The following is a 17491-nucleotide window of genomic DNA, read 5'->3' on the forward strand; positions in this document are numbered from 1 at the left end:
ACCGAAGGTGACTCGTGGACATCAAGACCGCCACCGCCATCCGCCGCCTCCGCCTGGTCTCCGCCCCGGAGGCCGTCTCCTTCCTGATCCTCCTCCTCTGCTCGGTGCTGAAGCGGACCACGGACTTCAACGCGGTGCCCGTGATGGGTGCGATCCACGGTGTCCTGTTCATCCTGTACGTGATCTTCTGGGCCGACGCCTGGAACCGTGCCAAGTGGCCGCTGGGGACCGCCGCCTTCTACTTCGTCCTCTCCGTCCTGCCGACCGGCGGCTTCTTCGCCGAGCGCAAGCTGCGCCGCGAGGCCGAGGACGCGGTCATCGCGGCCCGCGCCCGCCAGGAAGGGGCCGTGAAGGCATGATCGTCGCCTTTTCCGTGACGCCGCTGGGCGTCGGCGAGGACGTGGGGGAGTACGTCGCCGACGCCGTCCGGGTGGTCCGCGAGTCCGGGCTGCCCCACCGCACCGACGCCATGTTCACCTCGATCGAGGGCGAGTGGGACGAGGTCATGGACGTCGTCAAGCGTGCCGTCGCCGCCGTCGAGGCGCGCGCCCCGCGGGTCTCCCTGGTCCTCAAGGCGGACATCCGGCCCGGTGTCACCGACGGCCTCACCAGCAAGGTGGAGACGGTCGAGCGGTACCTCGCCCCGTAGCCGACAGCACCCCGACGTCAGAACCCCGGTCCTTCCAGGGCCGGGGTTTTCTTCCGCCCTGCGATTGAGCGATCGCTCAAAAACGGGTACCGTGACCGTCGGAGGGTTTGAGCGATCGCTCAAAAACAAGCGAAGAACCAGGTGACGGGGGTACGACACCAATGGGGCTCTACATAGAGGCGCACATCCGCGCCGACCTCGACGAACTGTGGGCACGGACCCAGGACCCGGCCCAGCACCAGCGCTGGGACCTCAGGTTCACCGAGATCGAGTACCTCGCGCGCGTGCCGGGCGAGCCGCAGCGTTTCCGTTACGCCACCCGGGTGCTGCCGTTCCTCACGGTCGCCGGCACCGGGATCTCGGCGGGGGAGAAGGAGCGCCCCGACGGCACCCGCACCTCCGCCCTGCGCTTCGCCTCCCCGCACCCGCTCTCGCTGCTCGCCGAGGGCAGCGGCTACTGGCGCTACGTCCCGGTCTCCGACGGCGTCCGCTTCCTCACCGGCTACGACTACCGGCCCCGCTGGGGCCGCCTCGGGGCGCTCGCCGACCGGGCCGTCCTGCGCCCGCTGACGGGGTGGGCGACCGCCTGGTCCTTCGACCGGCTGCGGCTGTGGCTGGAGCGCGGGATCACCCCGGAGCGGGCGCGGTGGAACTGGCTGGCCGAGATGACGGCCCGCGCACTGACGACCGTCGGCTGTACCGCCGGCCTGAGTCAGGGGCCGGTCCTCGACGCCCTCTCACCCGCCGTCGCCTTCCTGGTCCCGCTCCTCCTCGTGGTCGCCCTCTCGCTGGCTCTCTTCGCGCCCCCGCTCGCCACCACCCCGGCCGCCCGCCGTTGCCTGCGCACCCCACCGACCCGGGTGACCGCGCCCCACGTCCTGCGCACCCTGGGGAGGCAGTCGTGACCTCCATGTTCCGTACCGTGCTGGGCGCCGGCTTCGACCGGCTGCACCCGCAGCTCCAACGGCGCTTCTCGGTCGGCCTGGCGAGCGGTGAGGCCTGCACCGGCCGGGGTGTGATGGAACGGATCTGGCACGGGCCGGCCTTCGTGAGGCCGTTCCTCGCGCTGGGGGCCACCCGTAACATCCTGGTCCCGCAGGCGGGCCGGAACGTTCCGTTCGTGATCGAGAACGTGCCCTACGTCGACACCTACGGGCGTGAGACGGTGACCTTCGTGCGCACCTTCGACCTGCCCGGCCGTGCCCGCCGTTTCGACGCCCAGATGGTGCTCAGCCCCAAGGGCGACCGCATCCTCGACTACCTCGGCACCCACCAGCACCTCGCCAGCGAGCTGCACCTCCGTGCCGAGTCCGACGGCTCCCTGCTCATCCGCTCCGGCGAACACCGGTTCAGGGAGGGCCCGGTGGACGTCCGCGTCCCCGAACTGGCGGGTGCCACCGCGGAGGTGCGCGAGTCCTACGACGACCGGGCCGGCCGCTTCCGTATCCAGGTGCGGGTCGTGAACCGGTACTTCGGTCCGCTCTTCGGCTATCAGGGCTCCTTCGAGGCGTCGTACACCGACATCGGCCGCTGTGGGGTGCGGCCGGGGCTGCGGCCGGTCCGTGAGGAGTCGCGCGCGTGAGCCCGGAGACCGCCAAGTCCCTGGAGACGAAGAACAAGCTGCTGGAGGGTGCGCTGCGGACGCTCACCGAGCAGGGGATCGCCAAGACCTCGGCCCGTACGGTGGCGGCGGCCGCGGGGGTCAACCAGGCGCTGGTCTTCTACCACTTCGGCTCCGTGGACGAGCTCCTCGCGGCCGCCTGCCGGTACGGCGCGGGGCAGGCCGTCGACCGGTTCCGCCCCCGCCTGGCCGCGGTCGGCTCGCTCTCCGAACTCCTCGCCGTGGGGCGGCAGATCCACGAGGAGGAGCGCGCGGGCGGCCATGTCGCCCTGCTCGGGCAGCTGCTGGCCGGCGCCCAGACCCACGAGGCGCTCCGCCCCGCCACCGCGGCCGGCCTCGAGCTGTGGATCGCCGAGATCGAGAAGGTGCTGGTCCGGGTCCTGGCGGCGACACCGTTCGGCGAGTTCGCCGACCCGGCCGGGCTCGCCCGCGCGGTCGCCGCGTCCTTCGTGGGCATCGAGCTCTACGAGGGCGTCGACGCCTCCGGCGCCCACGCGGCCCTGGACGCCCTGGACCAGTTGGGCGCACTGGTGGCCGCGCTGGAGTCCCTGGGCCCGGTCGCTCAGCGCGCGGTCCGCCACCACCTGCGCCGCCACACCCGCTAGACACCGGCGCTGCCTTCGTACCGGGACCCTGACGGGCCCCGGAGCCGACCCCCGGCGTCGGTGTGGTGCCGGCCGTGGCGGCGGTGTCGTGGCGAAGGTGACCGAAAGCCGAGACACGGCTGACCGGTATATGACCGGCCGGTAGGGTCGGTGGCGTGCCGAAGCCTCTCAGTCTCCCCTTCGACCCCATCGCCCGTGCCGACGACCTCTGGAAGCAGCGCTGGGGAAACGTCCCGTCGATGGCCGCGATCACGTCGATCATGCGGGCCCAGCAGATCCTGCTGGCCGAGGTCGACGCGGTGGTCAAGCCGTACGGGCTGACGTTCGCGCGCTACGAGGCGCTGGTGCTGCTCACCTTCTCCAAGGCCGGTGAGCTGCCGATGTCGAAGATCGGCGAGCGTCTGATGGTGCACCCGACCTCCGTGACGAACACCGTCGACCGGCTGGTGCGGTCCGGTCTGGTGGACAAGCGGCCCAACCCCAACGACGGGCGCGGCACGCTCGCCAGGATCACCGAGAAGGGCCGTGAGGTCGTCGAGGCGGCCACCCGGGACCTGATGGCGATGGACTTCGGTCTCGGGGCGTACGACTCCGAGGAGTGCGCGGAGATCTTCGCGATGCTGCGTCCGCTGCGGGTCTCGGCGCACGACTTCGACGAGGTGTGACCCGGGGCAAGATCTCCCGGAACGGGTGGTTACGCTCGTCCCCATGAAAAAGAGCGTGCTGACCCGCTACCGCGTCCTGGCCTATGTCACCGGTGTGCTGCTGGTGCTGCTGTGCCTGAGCATGATCGCCAAGTACGGGCTGGACATCGACGGTGCGGCCGACTTCACGCGGGTCGTCGCCATCGCGCACGGCTGGCTCTACGTCGTCTACCTGGTCTTCGCCTTCGACCTGGGCTCCAAGGCGAAGTGGCCGGTCGGCAAGCAGTTGTGGGTGCTGCTCGCCGGCACCGTCCCGACCGCCGCGTTCTTCGTGGAGCGCAAGGTCACCCGCGAACTCGACGCCAAGATCACCGAGGGCACCCCGGTGGCGGCGAAGGTCTGATCCACCGCCGTACGGACACCCGTACGGCGGTTCCCCATCGACATTTACTAGGACGTCCTAGTAAATTCGAGGGTATGGACGCTGACGCCATCACGGAGGGCCGCCTACGCTGGCAGGCCCGCTACGACGCGGCCCGCAAGCGGGACGCGGACTTCACCACGCTCTCCGGGGATCCCGTGGAGCCGGTGTACGGGCCCCGCGCCGGGGACACCTACGAGGGATTCGAGCGGATCGGCTGGCCGGGGGAGTACCCCTTCACGCGCGGGCTGTACCCGACCGGCTACCGGGGGCGCACCTGGACCATCCGCCAGTTCGCCGGGTTCGGCAACGCCGAGCAGACCAACGAGCGGTACAAGATGATCCTCGCCAACGGCGGCGGGGGTCTGTCCGTGGCCTTCGACATGCCGACCCTCATGGGCCGCGACTCCGACGACCGGCGCTCGCTCGGCGAGGTCGGGCACTGCGGGGTGGCCATCGACTCCGCCGCCGACATGGAGGTCCTGTTCAAGGACATCCCGCTGGGCGACGTCACGACGTCGATGACGATCAGCGGTCCGGCGGTCCCGGTCTTCTGCATGTACCTCGTCGCTGCCGAGCGGCAGGGCGTCGATCCGGCGGTGCTCAACGGCACGCTCCAGACCGACATCTTCAAGGAGTACATCGCCCAGAAGGAGTGGCTGTTCCAGCCCGAACCCCATCTGCGGCTCATCGGGGACCTGATGGAGTACTGCGCGGCCGGCATCCCCGCGTACAAGCCGCTGTCCGTCTCCGGCTACCACATCCGTGAGGCCGGGGCGACGGCCGCCCAGGAGCTGGCCTACACCCTCGCGGACGGCTTCGGATACGTGGAGCTGGGGCTCAGCCGCGGCCTCGACGTCGACGTCTTCGCGCCCGGGCTCTCCTTCTTCTTCGACGCGCACGTCGACTTCTTCGAGGAGATCGCCAAGTTCCGCGCGGCCCGCCGGATCTGGGCGCGGTGGATGCGGGACGTGTACGGGTCCCGGTCGGAGAAGTCGCAGTGGCTGCGCTTCCACACCCAGACCGCGGGCGTCTCGCTGACCGCCCAGCAGCCGTACAACAACGTGGTGCGTACGGCCGTGGAGGCGCTGGCGGCCGTGCTCGGCGGGACCAACTCGCTGCACACCAACGCGCTCGACGAGACCCTCGCGCTCCCCAGCGAGCAGGCCGCCGAGATCGCGCTGCGCACCCAGCAGGTGCTCATGGAGGAGACCGGGGTCGCCAACGTGGCGGATCCGCTGGGCGGTTCCTGGTACATCGAGCAGCTGACCGACCGGATCGAGGCCGACGCCGAGAAGATCTTCGATCAGATCAAGGAGCGCGGGCTGCGTGCCCACCCGGACGGACGGCACCCGATCGGGCCGGTCACCTCCGGGATCCTGCGGGGCATCGAGGACGGCTGGTTCACCGGGGAGATCGCCGAGTCCGCCTTCCAGTACCAGCGGTCGCTGGAGAAGGGCGACAAGCGGGTCGTCGGCGTCAATGTGCACACCGGTTCCGTCACCGGGGACCTGGAGATCCTGCGGGTCTCGCACGAGGTGGAGCGGGAGCAGGTGCGGGTGCTGGCCGAACGGCGGACCGCGCGCGACGAGGGCGCGGTGCGCACCGCGCTGGACGCGATGCTCGCCGCCGCCCGCTCCGGGGCCAACATGATCGGGCCGATGCTCGAAGCCGTACGCGCCGAGGCGACCCTGGGCGAGATCTGCGGGGTGCTGCGGGACGAGTGGGGGGTGTACACGGAGCCGGCGGGGTTCTGACCGGTCGGCGGGCGGCGGCACCCGCGTACGGTGACCGTGATGAGCTGCGTATTCACGGTCACCGAGACCGACGAGGACGTCTGGGAACCGGCGCTCGCCGTCGGCCGGCTCTTCATGGGAGGTGGGTGACGGCGCCGTCAGCGTCCGGTAGTCCGGTGTGATCCGCTGACGTTACGGTCCGGTCTCTCCCGGGCCGCCCGTGTCGTCCGCAGCGCCCGCCAGGCCCAGCAGCAGGATCCTGGTCAGGCCGCGTACCCACTCCTCGTCCGCCGGTTTGCCGCTCACCAGGGCGCGGTGCACCACCGAGCCGGCCACCAGGTCGAAGATCAGGTCCGCCGTGCGGTCCGCCTCGCACGGGTCGGGCTGCGCGGGGAGTTCCCCGCGCTGCTGCGCGCGCTCCCGGCCCTCCAGGACCAGCCGTTTCTGGCGGTCCACGATGGACGCGCGGATACGTTCCCGCAGCGCCTCGTCCCGGGTCGACTCGGCCACCGCCGCCATCAGCCCGCTCTTCGCCTCCGGGCGGTCCAGGATCGTCGCGAACTGCAGCACCACGCCCTCGATGTCGTCGGCGAGGCTGCCCCGGTCGGGGAGTTCGAGTTCGTCGAACAGTTCCGCGACCGCGTCGACGACCAACTCGTTCTTGCCGGCCCAGCGGCGGTACAGCGTCGTTTTTGCAACCCCGGCCCGCGTCGCCACGTCTCCCAGGGTGAGCTTGGACCAGCCCAGCTCCACCAGCGCCTGCCGCGTCGCTTCCAGGATCGCGGCGTCCGCTTCGGCGCTGCGTGGGCGCCCGGTACGGCTGGCGGGGGTGCGGCTCTGCATCCCACGACCATAACCGGCGGTTCATGTGACGTCGTGAGGGAGATCACCGGGGAGGGGTGTCGCGCGGGGTCCCCATGGCATTACGCTACGACTCGTAGCGAAAGCTCGTGGCTGACCGCACGAGCGACGACCACGGCGTGGGGTGGGGACCCGGCGCCTTTGCCGGACGCTTGTTCGGCCGGCTTTCACAACGCTTTTCACACACGCGCGGGAACGGGGGAGGATAGACGCATGCAGCCACGGAACATGTCCATGAGCGGCGTCGTCGACCTCGCCGCGGTCAAGGCGGCCCAGGAGGCCAAGACCAAGGCCGAGCAGGCGCGCGCCGAAGCGGCCCGGCAGGGTGGTGCCGGCGCCGTCGCCCCGGCCGATCTGGTCATCGACGTCGACGAAGCCGGCTTCGAGCGCGATGTCCTCCAGCGGTCCGCCGAAGTCCCCGTCGTCATCGACTTCTGGGCCGAGTGGTGTCAGCCCTGCAAGCAGCTGAGCCCGGTCCTGGAGCGGCTCGCCGTCGAGTACAACGGCCGCTTCCTGCTCGCCAAGATCGACGTCGACGCCAACCAGATGCTGATGCAGCAGTTCGGGATCCAGGGGATCCCGGCGGTGTTCGCGGTCGTCGCCGGGCAGGCACTGCCGCTCTTCCAGGGCGCCGCCGGTGAGGACCAGATCCGGGGCACCCTCGACCAGTTGATCCAGGTCGCCGAGGAGCGCTTCGGGCTGACCGGCCTGACCGTCGACCCCGACGCGCAGCCGGGCGCCGCCCCGGCGGCCCGTCCCGCGATGGCGACCGGTCCCTACGACGCGCTTCTCGAAGCCGCCGTCCAAGCGCTGGACGCGGGAGACCTGGGCGGTGCGATCCAGGCCTACCAGAACGTGCTGAGCGACGACCCGGCCAACAGCGAGGCCAAACTGGGACTGGTGCAGGCCGAGTTGCTCAAGCGCGTGCAGGGGATGGACCCGCAGCGGGTGCGCGAGGAGGCGGCCGGGAAGCCGGCCGACGCCGAGGCGCAGATCGCGGCCGCCGACCTGGATCTGGTGGGCGGCCATGTCGAGGACGCCTTCGGACGGTTGATCGAGGCCGTGCAGCGCACGACCGGCGACGACCGGGACGCCGTACGACGGCGGCTCCTTGAGCTCTTCGAGGTCGTCGGCACCGACGATCCCCGGGTTGTGGGCGCGCGTCGGGCGCTGGCACGGGCGCTGTTCTGAATCACGGTCTGAACACGGTTCTGACCAGTCGCTAAACGTCACGTCCTGTGATGCCGGAGTGAAAGATTTGCCGACACGAGGTCACGGCGGCCGCTCTTTACCAAATCTTGGTAATAGCGGCCGCTGTTACTCGCAGTAAATCAGGGGCGTTGATCTGTCTGGTTCCGTCCATGGTTCAACGGCTTTGTTCTGCCCGTGGATGCCACCCAGCGTTGCTCTCCGAGACCAGCGGGTCGTCCTTCGGTTATCCGGCCGTTACTACCCAGTAACGAAGCCCCTTGTGCGGGCGGCGAGAATGCACCACGATCGGCGACGCTCGGTCCATCGCCGTACCCCGACAGCCAGTCGGGCCCGCGGGCTCATCTGGGTCCCCACCGAGCAGAGTCGGCGGCAGTGACGCCGGCTCTTGGGCAGGGGGGTCTTCGCCGTGAGGTGAAGCCTGTCCAGCAGGGTTGTGCGTGATGCGTGTCAGGCGCGACCAGTGGTTGTCGCTCGGGGGTGATCGCCGGTGATCGAGGTGCGGTTCGCGCCTCCGAGTGCGGGCGCTCCCCTTCCGAGGACGTAGCACTTCTCCCATCCCTGCCCGGCCGAGCCGCCGTTGGGGGCGATTCCGGGCCAGGAGATGTACGTCCGAGAAGGAGGAAATATGGAGTCCCAGGTGCGTGGCGGGACCAGATGGAAGCGGTTCGCTGTGGTCATGGTGCCCAGCGTCGCCGCCACGGCGTGTATAGGTGTCGCCCTCGCGCAGGGCGCTCTCGCCGCGTCGTTCAGCGTGTCGGGCCAGCAGTTCAAGGTCTCGGCCGACTCACTCGAAGGTGATGGCTTCCAGCAGTACGGGGCCGTCGACTCGGGGTACACCCTCGCGGGTGAGAAGACGCTTCACCCGGTGGCGGTCTCGGCGTTCAACACCGCGGAGATCACCAACCTGTGCCAGTCCGTGGTCACCCCGAACGTTCCGATCTTCGGGAACGTCAGCCTGATCCTGCACGCGGGCACCGACACGAAGAAGCCGGTCGAGGCCACCAAGCTGTACATCGACCTCGACGACCTCACCGCCGACGCGACGTTCACCAACATCAACATCGGTGTCGCCGCCAAGGACTCGACCAAGGGTCCCGGCATCAAGTCGGGCGAGGTCGCCAACAAGCAGACGAACCCGTACGGGTTCGCGCAGGAGGCGGACCACGCCTCGCTGACCGGCGTGAAGCAGACGGCGTGGGCCACCACTGCCGGAACCTTCAAGCTGAGCAATCTGCACATGTCGATCTCGACGAAGGGTGCGGAGTGCTACTAAGCACCCCGTGACGGGCGGGGGCGCCGACGGCACCCCCGCCCTCCCCCTTCTTCCCGCGGTCTTCACATGCGGTGCACGACAACGGCACCGCCCAACCACAGCACCAACACCACAGCAACGCCGCACCAGGGAGCTGTTTTCCATGAGCGCCGAGACTCCTGCCGCACCCGGCCAGTTCAGCCGCCGGAGGCTGCAGTTCCGCTCCTGGCGGGGCACGCGGCCGTTCTGGGCCGGTCTGTACATCCTGCTCGCCGGTCTTCCGATCATGTACTTCCCGTACGCGCATCTCCAGATCGGCAACCTCACGGTGGCGATGGCGACCACCGCGGGTGCCGGGTCCCTGATCATCGGCGTGCTGCTCGTCGTCCTGGGCGTCAGCGTCTGGTTCCAGAAGCACATCCGCACGTTCGCGGGAGTCGCCGCGATCCTGCTGGCGCTGGTGTCCCTTCCCGTGTCCAACTTCGGTGGCTTCATCATGGGCTTCCTCCTCGCCCTCGTCGGCGGAGCGATGGCCGTGGCCTGGTCACCGGGTGCCCCGCCGCAGCCGGAGGTCGCCTGGGCACCGGGTACGCCGCAGCCGGAGGGCGATGTTCCGCCGGCCGGGGACCACACCCCCGGCGAGGCCACCTACTTCACGGGCTCGGGCGGCGTGGGCGAGGCGAATGACCTGTCAGGAACGAGCCCGCTGAACGGGGCGAACGGGAGGCACAGTGCCGGCTGACGAGGTGACCCACGGGACTGATGTGGACGAGTCCCGTGGGAGAACCGGGCCGCGCCACGCGGCACCCAAGAAGCCGCTGTTCACCAGGTTCCACATGCCGGCCGGCAAGGCGATCGCTTCCGTGGCGATGCCGACGGCCGTGATCATGGGCATGGGGTTCACGTCGACGCTCGCGATCGCCGACACCAACAACACGGCGTCGTCGTCGAAGAGCCTTGCCGAGGACTACAAGGACTGCGTCTCCGCCCTGGACTCCGCCTCGCCCTCCGCGAGCGCGAGCGACGACTCCAAGGACTCGGCGACGCCGTCCCCCTCGGCGTCGTCCGATGCCAAGGACTCGACGTCGTCGGACTCGGACAAGGACTCGGGCAAGTCCTCGTCGTCGGATTCAGGTTCCGACGACGCGAAGACACCGACCCCGTCCGCGTCGTCCTCGTCGTCGGACGATTCGGGCTCCTCCTCGGGTTCGTCCGGCTCCGACGGCACGGCCACCCCTTCGCCGTCCGCCTCCGCGAGCAGCAGCGGCGGCGGCCTGCTGGACTCCATCGGGGACGCGATCACGGGCGTCCTCGGCGGCGGCAGCACGACGGGTTCGTCCTCGTCGGACTCCACCGCGAGCGCCACCCCCTCGCCGTCGGCGTCCTCCGACTCGTCGTCCTCGTCGAGCAAGGACAGCGGCTCCGACACGGTGTCCAAGACCGTCAAGAAGGTCACGGACACCGTGAAGGACACCACCGACACGGCGACCAAGGCGGCCGGCGAGGTCACCAAGGACGCCACCAAGGCGGCCGACGACGCCACCGCGTCCGCCACCGCCTCGCCGAGCCCGTCCGCGAGCTCCAGCACATCGGCCGACGACTGCAAGGTCGCCACCGACGACGTGAGCGGCGTCGACAACAAGGTGGCGGTGGCGGACGACCCCTGGTATCTGAATGCCAGTTCGCTGCTGCTGAAGAGCGCCGACTACCAGGGTGTCGTGGAGGTGAAGACGGCCAGCGGCAAGACCAAGAAGGTGCTGAAATACGTCATCTCCGGCGGCACCGACATCGGCGACCTGCACCAGACGGTCAAGGACACGACCCTCGGCAAGACCTACCACGTGCAGGCCGCGTCCGGTTCGACGTCCACGATCCGCGACGGCGACACCACGATGTACACCGAGTCGATCTCGGGCAACCTGTTCGGTCTGATCCCGATCACGTTCGACCCGGACAACCCGCCGCCGTTGAACATCCCGCTGATCTACTTCACCAACGTGAAGGTCGTCCAGGCGGCCCAGTTCGGCGGCACCCTGCACGTCCCCGGGATGCACGTCTACACCACCGACGGAACCGGCTGAGCGCCGCCCACAGACCCGTTCGGGAGCCGCGCACAGAGCTGTGGCCCGGTCGTCCGCCTCGCGCGGGGACCGGGCCACAGTGCTGGGCGCGTCCTCGGGCAGCGCCGGCACAGACCTCGTGGTGAGCCGACGCCGCCGACGAGAGGGAGCGCCCTCCATGGCCGACAGACCGCTGAGGGCGCCCCCCTGCCACAGGGAGCGCCCTCAGTGTCGTACAAGGCCCCTCAGAGGGCCGTCACTTGGCGGTGCCGCCGACGTGGTGGACGCGGAGCATGTTGGTGGTGCCCGGGACGCCGGGGGGCGAACCGGCCGTGATGATCACGGTGTCGCCGGAGTGGAAGCGCTTGATCTTCGCGAGTTCCTGGTCGACCATGTCGACCATCTCGTCCGTGCTGTTCACGAACGGCACCACGTGCGACTCCACGCCCCAGCTGAGCGCGAGCTGGTTGCGGGTGTTCTCGTCGGTGGTGAAGGCGATGATCGGCTGCTGGGCGCGGTAGCGGGAGAGGCGGCGGGCGGTGTCGCCGGACTGGGTGAAGGCGACCAGGCCGCGGCCGCCGAGGAAGTCGGCGATCTCGCAGGCCGCACGGGCCACCGAACCACCCTGCGTACGCGGCTTCTTGCCCGGGACGAGCGGCTGCAGCCCCTTGCTCAGCAGCTCCTGCTCCGCCGCGACGACGATCTTCGACATCGTCTTGACGGTCTCCACCGGGTAGGCGCCGACCGAGGACTCCGCCGAGAGCATGACCGCGTCCGCGCCGTCCAGGATCGCGTTGGCCACGTCGGAGGCCTCGGCGCGGGTCGGCCGGGAGTTGGTGATCATCGACTCCATCATCTGGGTCGCCACGATCACCGGCTTGGCGTTGCGCCGGCACAGCTCGATCAGGCGCTTCTGCACCATGGGGACCTTCTCGAGCGGGTACTCGACGGCGAGGTCGCCACGGGCCACCATGACGGCGTCGAACGCCATCACGACGCCCTCCATGTTCTCCACCGCCTGCGGCTTCTCCACCTTGGCGATGACGGGGACCCGGCGGCCCTCCTCGTCCATGACCCGGTGGACGTCGTCGACGTCCTTGGCGTCCCGGACGAAGGACAGGGCGACCAGGTCGCAGCCCATGCGCAGCGCGAACCGCAGGTCCTCGATGTCCTTGTCGCTCAGCGCGGGCACGTTGACGGCCGTGCCGGGCAGGTTGATGCCCTTGTGGTCGGAGACGACACCGCCCTCGATGACGATCGTCTTCACCCGCGCGCCCTCGACGTCCAGGACCTTCAGCTCGACGTTGCCGTCGTTGATGAGGATCTGGTCGCCGCGCGAGACATCGCCCGGCAGGCCCTTGTAGGTCGTACCGCAGATGTGCTTGTCGCCCGGGACGTCCTCGGTCGTGATGACGAACTCGTCACCGCGCTCCAGCTCGACCGGGCCCTCGGCGAAGGTCTCCAGACGGATCTTCGGGCCCTGCAGGTCGGCGAGGACCCCGATGGCCCGGCCGGTCTCCTTGGAGGCGGCCCGGACACGGTCGTAGCGGCCCTGGTGCTCGGCGTGCGAGCCGTGGCTGAAATTGAACCGGGCCACGTTCATGCCGGCCTCGATCATGGCGACGAGCATCTCGTGGGTGTCGACCGCGGGGCCGAGAGTACAGACGATTTTCGAACGGCGCATGGGGCGATCCTATCGGTTTGTTTCGCTGCGGAATATTCCGTCTGGCGGAAGATACAAATGGGCGCCGATATGCTCAGCTGTTATTTCTGCCGGCGCCGACCAGCGCGTACGTCTGGGTGGCGATCTCCAGTTCCTCGTCCGTCGGCACCACGGCGACGGCGACGCGCGCGTCCGCCGGCGATATCAGCCGCGGCCCGTCCGCCCGTACGGCGTTCAGCGCCGGATCGACGGCCAGTCCCAGCCCCTCCAGCCCGGCCACGGCCGCCTCCCGCACGGGCGCCGCGTTCTCGCCGACCCCCGCCGTGAACGCCACCGCGTCCACCCGGCCGAGCACGGCGTAGTAGGCGCCGATGTACTTCTTCAGGCGGTGAATGTAGATGTCGAAGGCGAGCTTCGCCTGTTCGTCGCCCTCGTCGATCCGGCGCCGGATCTCCCGCATGTCGTTGTCACCGCACAGTCCGAACAGACCGCTCCCCTTGTTGAGAAGAGTGTCGATCTCATCCATGGACATTCCGCCAACACGCGCCAAATGGAAAATGACGGCGGGATCCAGATCACCGGAACGCGTACCCATCACCAGCCCCTCCAAGGGCGTCAGGCCCATGGAGGTGTCCACGCACCGGCCGCCCTCGACCGCCGAGGCGGACGCCCCGTTGCCGAGATGCAGCACGATGACGTTCACCTCTTCAGGTGTCCTTCCCAGCAGCCGCGCGGTCGCCCGGGAGACATAGGCGTGCGAGGTGCCGTGAAAGCCGTAGCGGCGGATCCGGTGCCGGTCGGCGATCTTCGGATCGATCGCGTAGCGGGCCGCGGACTCCGGCATGGCCGTGTGGAACGCCGTGTCGAAGACGGCGACCTGCGGCAGGTCCGGGCGCAGTGCCCGCGCGGTACGGATACCGGTCAGGTTGGCCGGGTTGTGCAGCGGGGCGACCGGGATCAGCCGCTCGATCTCGGTGAGCACCTCGTCGTCGACGACGGTCGGCTCGGTGAAGAACATCCCGCCGTGCACCACCCGGTGCCCGATCGCCGCCAGCTTGGGCGAGTCAAGGCCGAGCCCGTCCCTGGACAGCTCCTCCGCCACGGCCTTCAGGGCCGCGTCGTGGTCGGCGATCGGCCCGCTGTGCTCACGGGTGTCTCCGCCGGCGAGACAGGTGTGCCTGAGCCGCGAGGTCTGCTCGCCGATGCGCTCGACGAGGCCCACCGCCAGCCGGCTGCTGTCCCGCATGTCCAGCAGCTGGTACTTCAGCGACGAGGAGCCGGAGTTGAGGACGAGGACACGGGTGGGGCTCACTGGGCGGTTGCCTTCTCGCTGGGGGACGGACTCGGGTTCTGGGCCTGGATCGCCGTGATGGCGACGGTGTTGACGATGTCCTGGACGAGGGCGCCCCGGGACAGGTCGTTGACGGGCTTGCGCAGTCCCTGGAGCACCGGTCCGACGGCGATCGCGCCGGCCGACCGCTGCACGGCCTTGTAGGTGTTGTTGCCGGTGTTGAGGTCCGGGAAGATCAGCACACTGGCCTGACCGGCGACCTCCGAGCCCGGCAGCTTGGTCGCCGCGACACTCGGCTCCACGGCGGCGTCGTACTGAATGGGACCCTCGATCTTCAGATCGGGTCTGCGCGAGCGCGCCAGCTCGGTCGCCTCCCGCACCTTGTCCACGTCCGCCCCCGAACCGGACGTACCCGTGGAGTACGACAGCATCGCGATCCGCGGCTCCACCCCGAACTGGGCGGCGGTGGCGGCCGACTGGATGGCGATGTCGGCGAGCTGCTCGGCGTTCGGGTCCGGGTTGACCGCGCAGTCGCCGTAGACCAGCACCTTGTCGGCGAGGCACATGAAGAACACGGACGAGACGATCGACGAACCCGGCTTGGTCTTGATGATCTCGAAGGCCGGGCGGATGGTCGCCGCCGTGGAGTGCACGGAACCGGAGACCATGCCGTCCGCCAGCCCCTCCTGGACCATCAGGGTGCCGAAGTAGTTGACGTCGGTGACCACGTCGTACGCCAGCTCCACCGTCACGCCCTTGTGGGCGCGGAGCAGGGCGTACTGCTCGGCGAAGGCGTCGCGCAGTTCGGAGGTGGCCGGGTCGGTCAGCTGGGCGTCCGCGAGGTCGATCCCGAGGTCGGCGGCCTTCTTGCGGATCTGGTCGACGGGGCCGAGGAGGGTCAGGTCGCAGACGCCCCGGCGCAGCAGCACCTCGGCCGCGTGCAGCACCCGCGTCTCGGTGCCCTCCGGCAGCACCACCCGCCGCTTGTCCGTACGCGCCTGTTCGAGCAGCTTGTGCTCGAACATCATCGGGGTGAGCCGGCCGCTGCTCGGCGCCGAGACCTCCTTGTTGAGGCCGGCGGTGTCGACGTACCGCTCGAACAGGCCGAGCGCCGTCTCGGCCTTGCGCGGGGTGGCCGCGTTCAGCTTGCCCTCCAGGGAGAACAGCTGGGCGGCGGTCGGGAAGCTGTTGCCCGGCACCGACAGGACCGGGGTGCCCGGGGCGAGCCGGGCGGCCAGGGTGAGGATCTCGTCGGAGGGCCGCTCGTTCAGGGTGAGCAGCACGCCGGCTATCGGCGGGGTGCCGGCGCTGTGCGCGGCGAGCGAGCCGACGACCAGGTCGGCGCGGTCGCCGGGGGTCACCACCAGGCAGCCCGGGGTCAGCGCGGGCAGGAAGTTCGGCAGCATCGCGCCGCCGAAGACGAAGTCCAGCGTGTCCCGGGCCAGGCCCGAGTCGTCGCCGAGCAGCACCTTCGCGCCGAGCGCGTGGCTGATCTGGGCGACCGTCGGCGCGGACAGCGCGGGCTCGTCCGGCAGCACGTACGCCGGTACCGGCAGCCGGTCGGTGATCCGCTCGGCTATGTCGTCGCGGTCCTCGCGGGCGACCCGGTTGGCGACCATCGCCAGCACGTCACAGCCGAGGCCGTCGTACGCCCGGAACGCGTTGCGGGTCTCCGCGAGCACCGACTCGGCGCTCTGGTCGCGGCCGCCGACCACCGGGATCACGGAGGCGCCGAACTCGTTGGCGAGCCGGGCGTTGAGGGACAGCTCGTCCGGGAACTGGGTGTCGGCGAAGTCGGTGCCGAGGACGAGGACGACGTCGTAGGCGCGGGCGACCAGGTGGAAGCGGTCGACGAGGGTGGAGACCAGCTCGTCGACGCCCTGCTCCGCCTGGAGGGCGGACGCCTCGTGGTACTCCATGCCGTAGACGGTCGCCGGGTCCTGGGAGAGCCGGTACCGCGCACGCAGCAGCTCGAACAGACGGTCGGGCCTGTCGTGGACGAGAGGGCGGAAGACGCCGACCCGGTCGACCTGCCGGGTCAGGAGCTCCATCATGCCCAGCTCCACGACCTGGCGGCCGTCACCGCGGTCGATCCCGGTCACGTACACGCTGCGCGTCACGTGTGCACTCCGTTTCCTGTGTCTCGTCTCCGGCACAAAAGTCTTCGGCATAAAAATCGCCCACCGAGGTGAGCAGAACCCTCTTGACAATACCCCTGGCGCCGGATAAGGCGCCCGTCAGGATTTCACCCGCCCGCGCGGCATGAAACAATCGGATCGGCTCACCGGTAACGACAGCGAGCAGGAGACACACCACCATGCGCATCGGAGTTCTCACCGCAGGCGGCGACTGCCCCGGCCTGAACGCCGTCATCCGATCGGTGGTACACCGCGCAGTCGCACAGTACGACGACGAGGTCATCGGTTTCGAGGACGGCTTCCGGGGTCTGCTCGAGGGCCACTACCGCCCCCTCGACCTGGACGCCGTCGGCGGCATCCTGGCCCGCGGCGGCACGATCCTGGGATCGTCGCGGCTGGAGCGGGACCGCCTCCGCGAAGCCTGCGAGCGGGCCACCGACATGGCCGAGGAGTTCGGCATCGACGTGCTGATCCCGATCGGCGGCGAGGGCACGCTGACGGCGGCACGCATGCTGTCCGACGCCGGCCTGCCGGTCGTGGGCGTCCCGAAGACCATCGACAACGACATCTCCTCGACCGACCGCACGTTCGGCTTCGACACGGCGGTGGGTGTCGCCGCGGAGGCGATGGACCGGCTGAAGACCACCGCCGAGTCCCACCAGCGGGTGATGGTCGTCGAGGTGATGGGCCGGCACGCCGGGTGGATCGCCCTGGAGTCCGGGATGGCGGCCGGCGCCCACGGCATCTGCCTGCCCGAGCGGCCCTTCGACCCCGCCGACCTGGTCAAGATGGTCGAGAAGCGGTTCGCCCGCGGCAAGAAGTTCGCCGTGGTGTGCGTGGCCGAGGGCGCGCATCCCGCCGAGGGCTCGATGGACTACGGCAAGGGCGAGATCGACCTGTACGGCCACGAGCGCTTCCAGGGCATCGGTACGGCACTGGCGTACGAGCTGGAGCGGCGGCTCGGCAAGGAGGCCAAGCCGGTCATCCTCGGGCACGTGCAGCGGGGCGGCACGCCGACGGCCTACGACCGTGTCCTCGCGACCCGGTTCGGCTGGCACGCCGTGGAGGCGGCGCACCAGGGCGAGTTCGGGAAGATGACGGCGCTGCGGGGGACGGACATCGTGATGGTGCCGCTCGCGGAGGCGGTGACCGAGTTGAAGACGGTGCCGAAGGACCGGATGGACGAGGCGGAGTCCGTTTTCTAGGGCCGTGGCAGGCAACGTTTGCCCGTGAAGGAGCGGCGCCGGTGCGTGCTCTCGGCGTGCCGGACGGAGGCCCTCGTACTGGACGTACTTGGGTCTTCGGCTGGTGCGGCGAGAGTGCGTGCCGGGCGTCGCG

The 17491-nt window shown here is 69.8% G+C and carries 17 protein-coding genes; 13 read left to right on the forward strand and 4 right to left on the reverse strand.

Features of this window, described 5'->3' with window-relative positions; translation table 11 throughout:
- The first annotated feature begins 14 nt into the window (after positions 1 to 14).
- The 8 genes from AB0D59_RS38590 to AB0D59_RS38625 all read left to right on the forward strand — a co-directional run bounded on the left by AB0D59_RS38590 (position 15) and on the right by AB0D59_RS38625 (position 5697).
- Positions 15 to 359, forward strand: coding sequence for a DUF3817 domain-containing protein (locus tag AB0D59_RS38590; RefSeq protein ID WP_351748489.1), 345 nt, complete (start codon positions 15 to 17; stop codon positions 357 to 359).
- Positions 356 to 649: an MTH1187 family thiamine-binding protein gene (locus AB0D59_RS38595; RefSeq protein ID WP_362575579.1), complete on the forward strand. Its 294-nt coding sequence runs from the start codon at positions 356 to 358 to the stop codon at positions 647 to 649. Before AB0D59_RS38590 ends, AB0D59_RS38595 begins: the two co-directional genes overlap by 4 nt.
- Before the next feature lie 161 nt (positions 650 to 810).
- Complete coding sequence (locus AB0D59_RS38600) at positions 811 to 1554, forward strand: hypothetical protein (RefSeq protein WP_362575581.1); 744 nt, start codon at positions 811 to 813, stop codon at positions 1552 to 1554.
- Positions 1551 to 2231, forward strand: a complete 681-nt coding sequence (locus AB0D59_RS38605) for a DUF4166 domain-containing protein (protein WP_362575583.1) — start codon at positions 1551 to 1553, stop codon at positions 2229 to 2231. Before AB0D59_RS38600 ends, AB0D59_RS38605 begins: the two co-directional genes overlap by 4 nt.
- A complete protein-coding gene (locus AB0D59_RS38610) occupies positions 2228 to 2875 on the forward strand; it encodes a TetR/AcrR family transcriptional regulator (protein ID WP_362575585.1) in 648 nt (215 codons plus the stop codon). Before AB0D59_RS38605 ends, AB0D59_RS38610 begins: the two co-directional genes overlap by 4 nt.
- Positions 2876 to 3030: 155 nt before the next feature.
- Positions 3031 to 3540 (forward strand): MarR family transcriptional regulator, encoded by a 510-nt coding sequence (locus AB0D59_RS38615; RefSeq protein ID WP_362575587.1) that lies wholly within the window; start codon positions 3031 to 3033, stop codon positions 3538 to 3540.
- Between the two features lie 43 nt (positions 3541 to 3583).
- Entirely contained in the window at positions 3584 to 3922 is a 339-nt protein-coding gene (locus AB0D59_RS38620; RefSeq protein WP_362575589.1) for a DUF3817 domain-containing protein, read from the forward strand.
- 74 nt (positions 3923 to 3996) lie between these two features.
- Positions 3997 to 5697, forward strand: a complete 1701-nt coding sequence (locus AB0D59_RS38625) for a methylmalonyl-CoA mutase family protein (protein ID WP_362575590.1) — start codon at positions 3997 to 3999, stop codon at positions 5695 to 5697.
- 171 nt (positions 5698 to 5868) lie between these two features.
- On the opposite strand, the gene AB0D59_RS38630 is transcribed toward AB0D59_RS38625, so the two are convergent.
- Positions 5869 to 6519: a TetR/AcrR family transcriptional regulator gene (locus AB0D59_RS38630; protein WP_362575592.1), complete on the reverse strand. Its 651-nt coding sequence runs from the start codon at positions 6517 to 6519 to the stop codon at positions 5869 to 5871.
- A gap of 231 nt (positions 6520 to 6750) precedes the next feature.
- Between AB0D59_RS38630 and AB0D59_RS38635 the strand changes: the two genes are divergently transcribed.
- The 4 genes from AB0D59_RS38635 (at position 6751) to AB0D59_RS38650 (ending at position 11082) form a co-directional block, all read left to right on the forward strand.
- A complete protein-coding gene (locus tag AB0D59_RS38635; protein ID WP_362575594.1) occupies positions 6751 to 7728 on the forward strand; it encodes a tetratricopeptide repeat protein in 978 nt (325 codons plus the stop codon).
- Positions 7729 to 8374: 646 nt separating this feature from the next.
- Positions 8375 to 9022, forward strand: coding sequence for a DUF6230 family protein (locus AB0D59_RS38640; protein WP_362575596.1), 648 nt, complete (start codon positions 8375 to 8377; stop codon positions 9020 to 9022).
- Positions 9023 to 9164: 142 nt separating this feature from the next.
- Positions 9165 to 9743 (forward strand): DUF6114 domain-containing protein, encoded by a 579-nt coding sequence (locus AB0D59_RS38645; protein WP_362575598.1) that lies wholly within the window; start codon positions 9165 to 9167, stop codon positions 9741 to 9743.
- Entirely contained in the window at positions 9733 to 11082 is a 1350-nt protein-coding gene (locus AB0D59_RS38650) for a hypothetical protein (protein ID WP_362575600.1), read from the forward strand. Before AB0D59_RS38645 ends, AB0D59_RS38650 begins: the two co-directional genes overlap by 11 nt.
- Before the next feature lie 235 nt (positions 11083 to 11317).
- Here the strand turns inward: AB0D59_RS38650 and pyk are convergent, their stop codons facing one another.
- From pyk to pta, 3 genes are all read right to left on the reverse strand, one after another.
- A complete protein-coding gene (pyk, locus tag AB0D59_RS38655) occupies positions 11318 to 12745 on the reverse strand; it encodes a pyruvate kinase (protein WP_362575601.1) in 1428 nt (475 codons plus the stop codon).
- Between the two features lie 73 nt (positions 12746 to 12818).
- Positions 12819 to 14036 (reverse strand): acetate kinase, encoded by a 1218-nt coding sequence (locus AB0D59_RS38660; protein ID WP_362575603.1) that lies wholly within the window; start codon positions 14034 to 14036, stop codon positions 12819 to 12821.
- Positions 14033 to 16135: a phosphate acetyltransferase gene (pta, locus tag AB0D59_RS38665; RefSeq protein ID WP_362575604.1), complete on the reverse strand. Its 2103-nt coding sequence runs from the start codon at positions 16133 to 16135 to the stop codon at positions 14033 to 14035. Before pta ends, AB0D59_RS38660 begins: the two co-directional genes overlap by 4 nt.
- Positions 16136 to 16332: 197 nt before the next feature.
- Here pta and AB0D59_RS38670 point away from each other — a divergent pair, with 197 nt between their 5' ends.
- Complete coding sequence (locus AB0D59_RS38670) at positions 16333 to 17358, forward strand: ATP-dependent 6-phosphofructokinase (protein WP_362575606.1); 1026 nt, start codon at positions 16333 to 16335, stop codon at positions 17356 to 17358.
- Positions 17359 to 17491 lie beyond the last annotated feature (133 nt).

It is taken from the genome of Streptomyces sp. NPDC048417 (genome assembly GCF_040651615.1).
Taxonomy (GTDB): Bacteria; Actinomycetota; Actinomycetes; order Streptomycetales; family Streptomycetaceae; genus Streptomyces.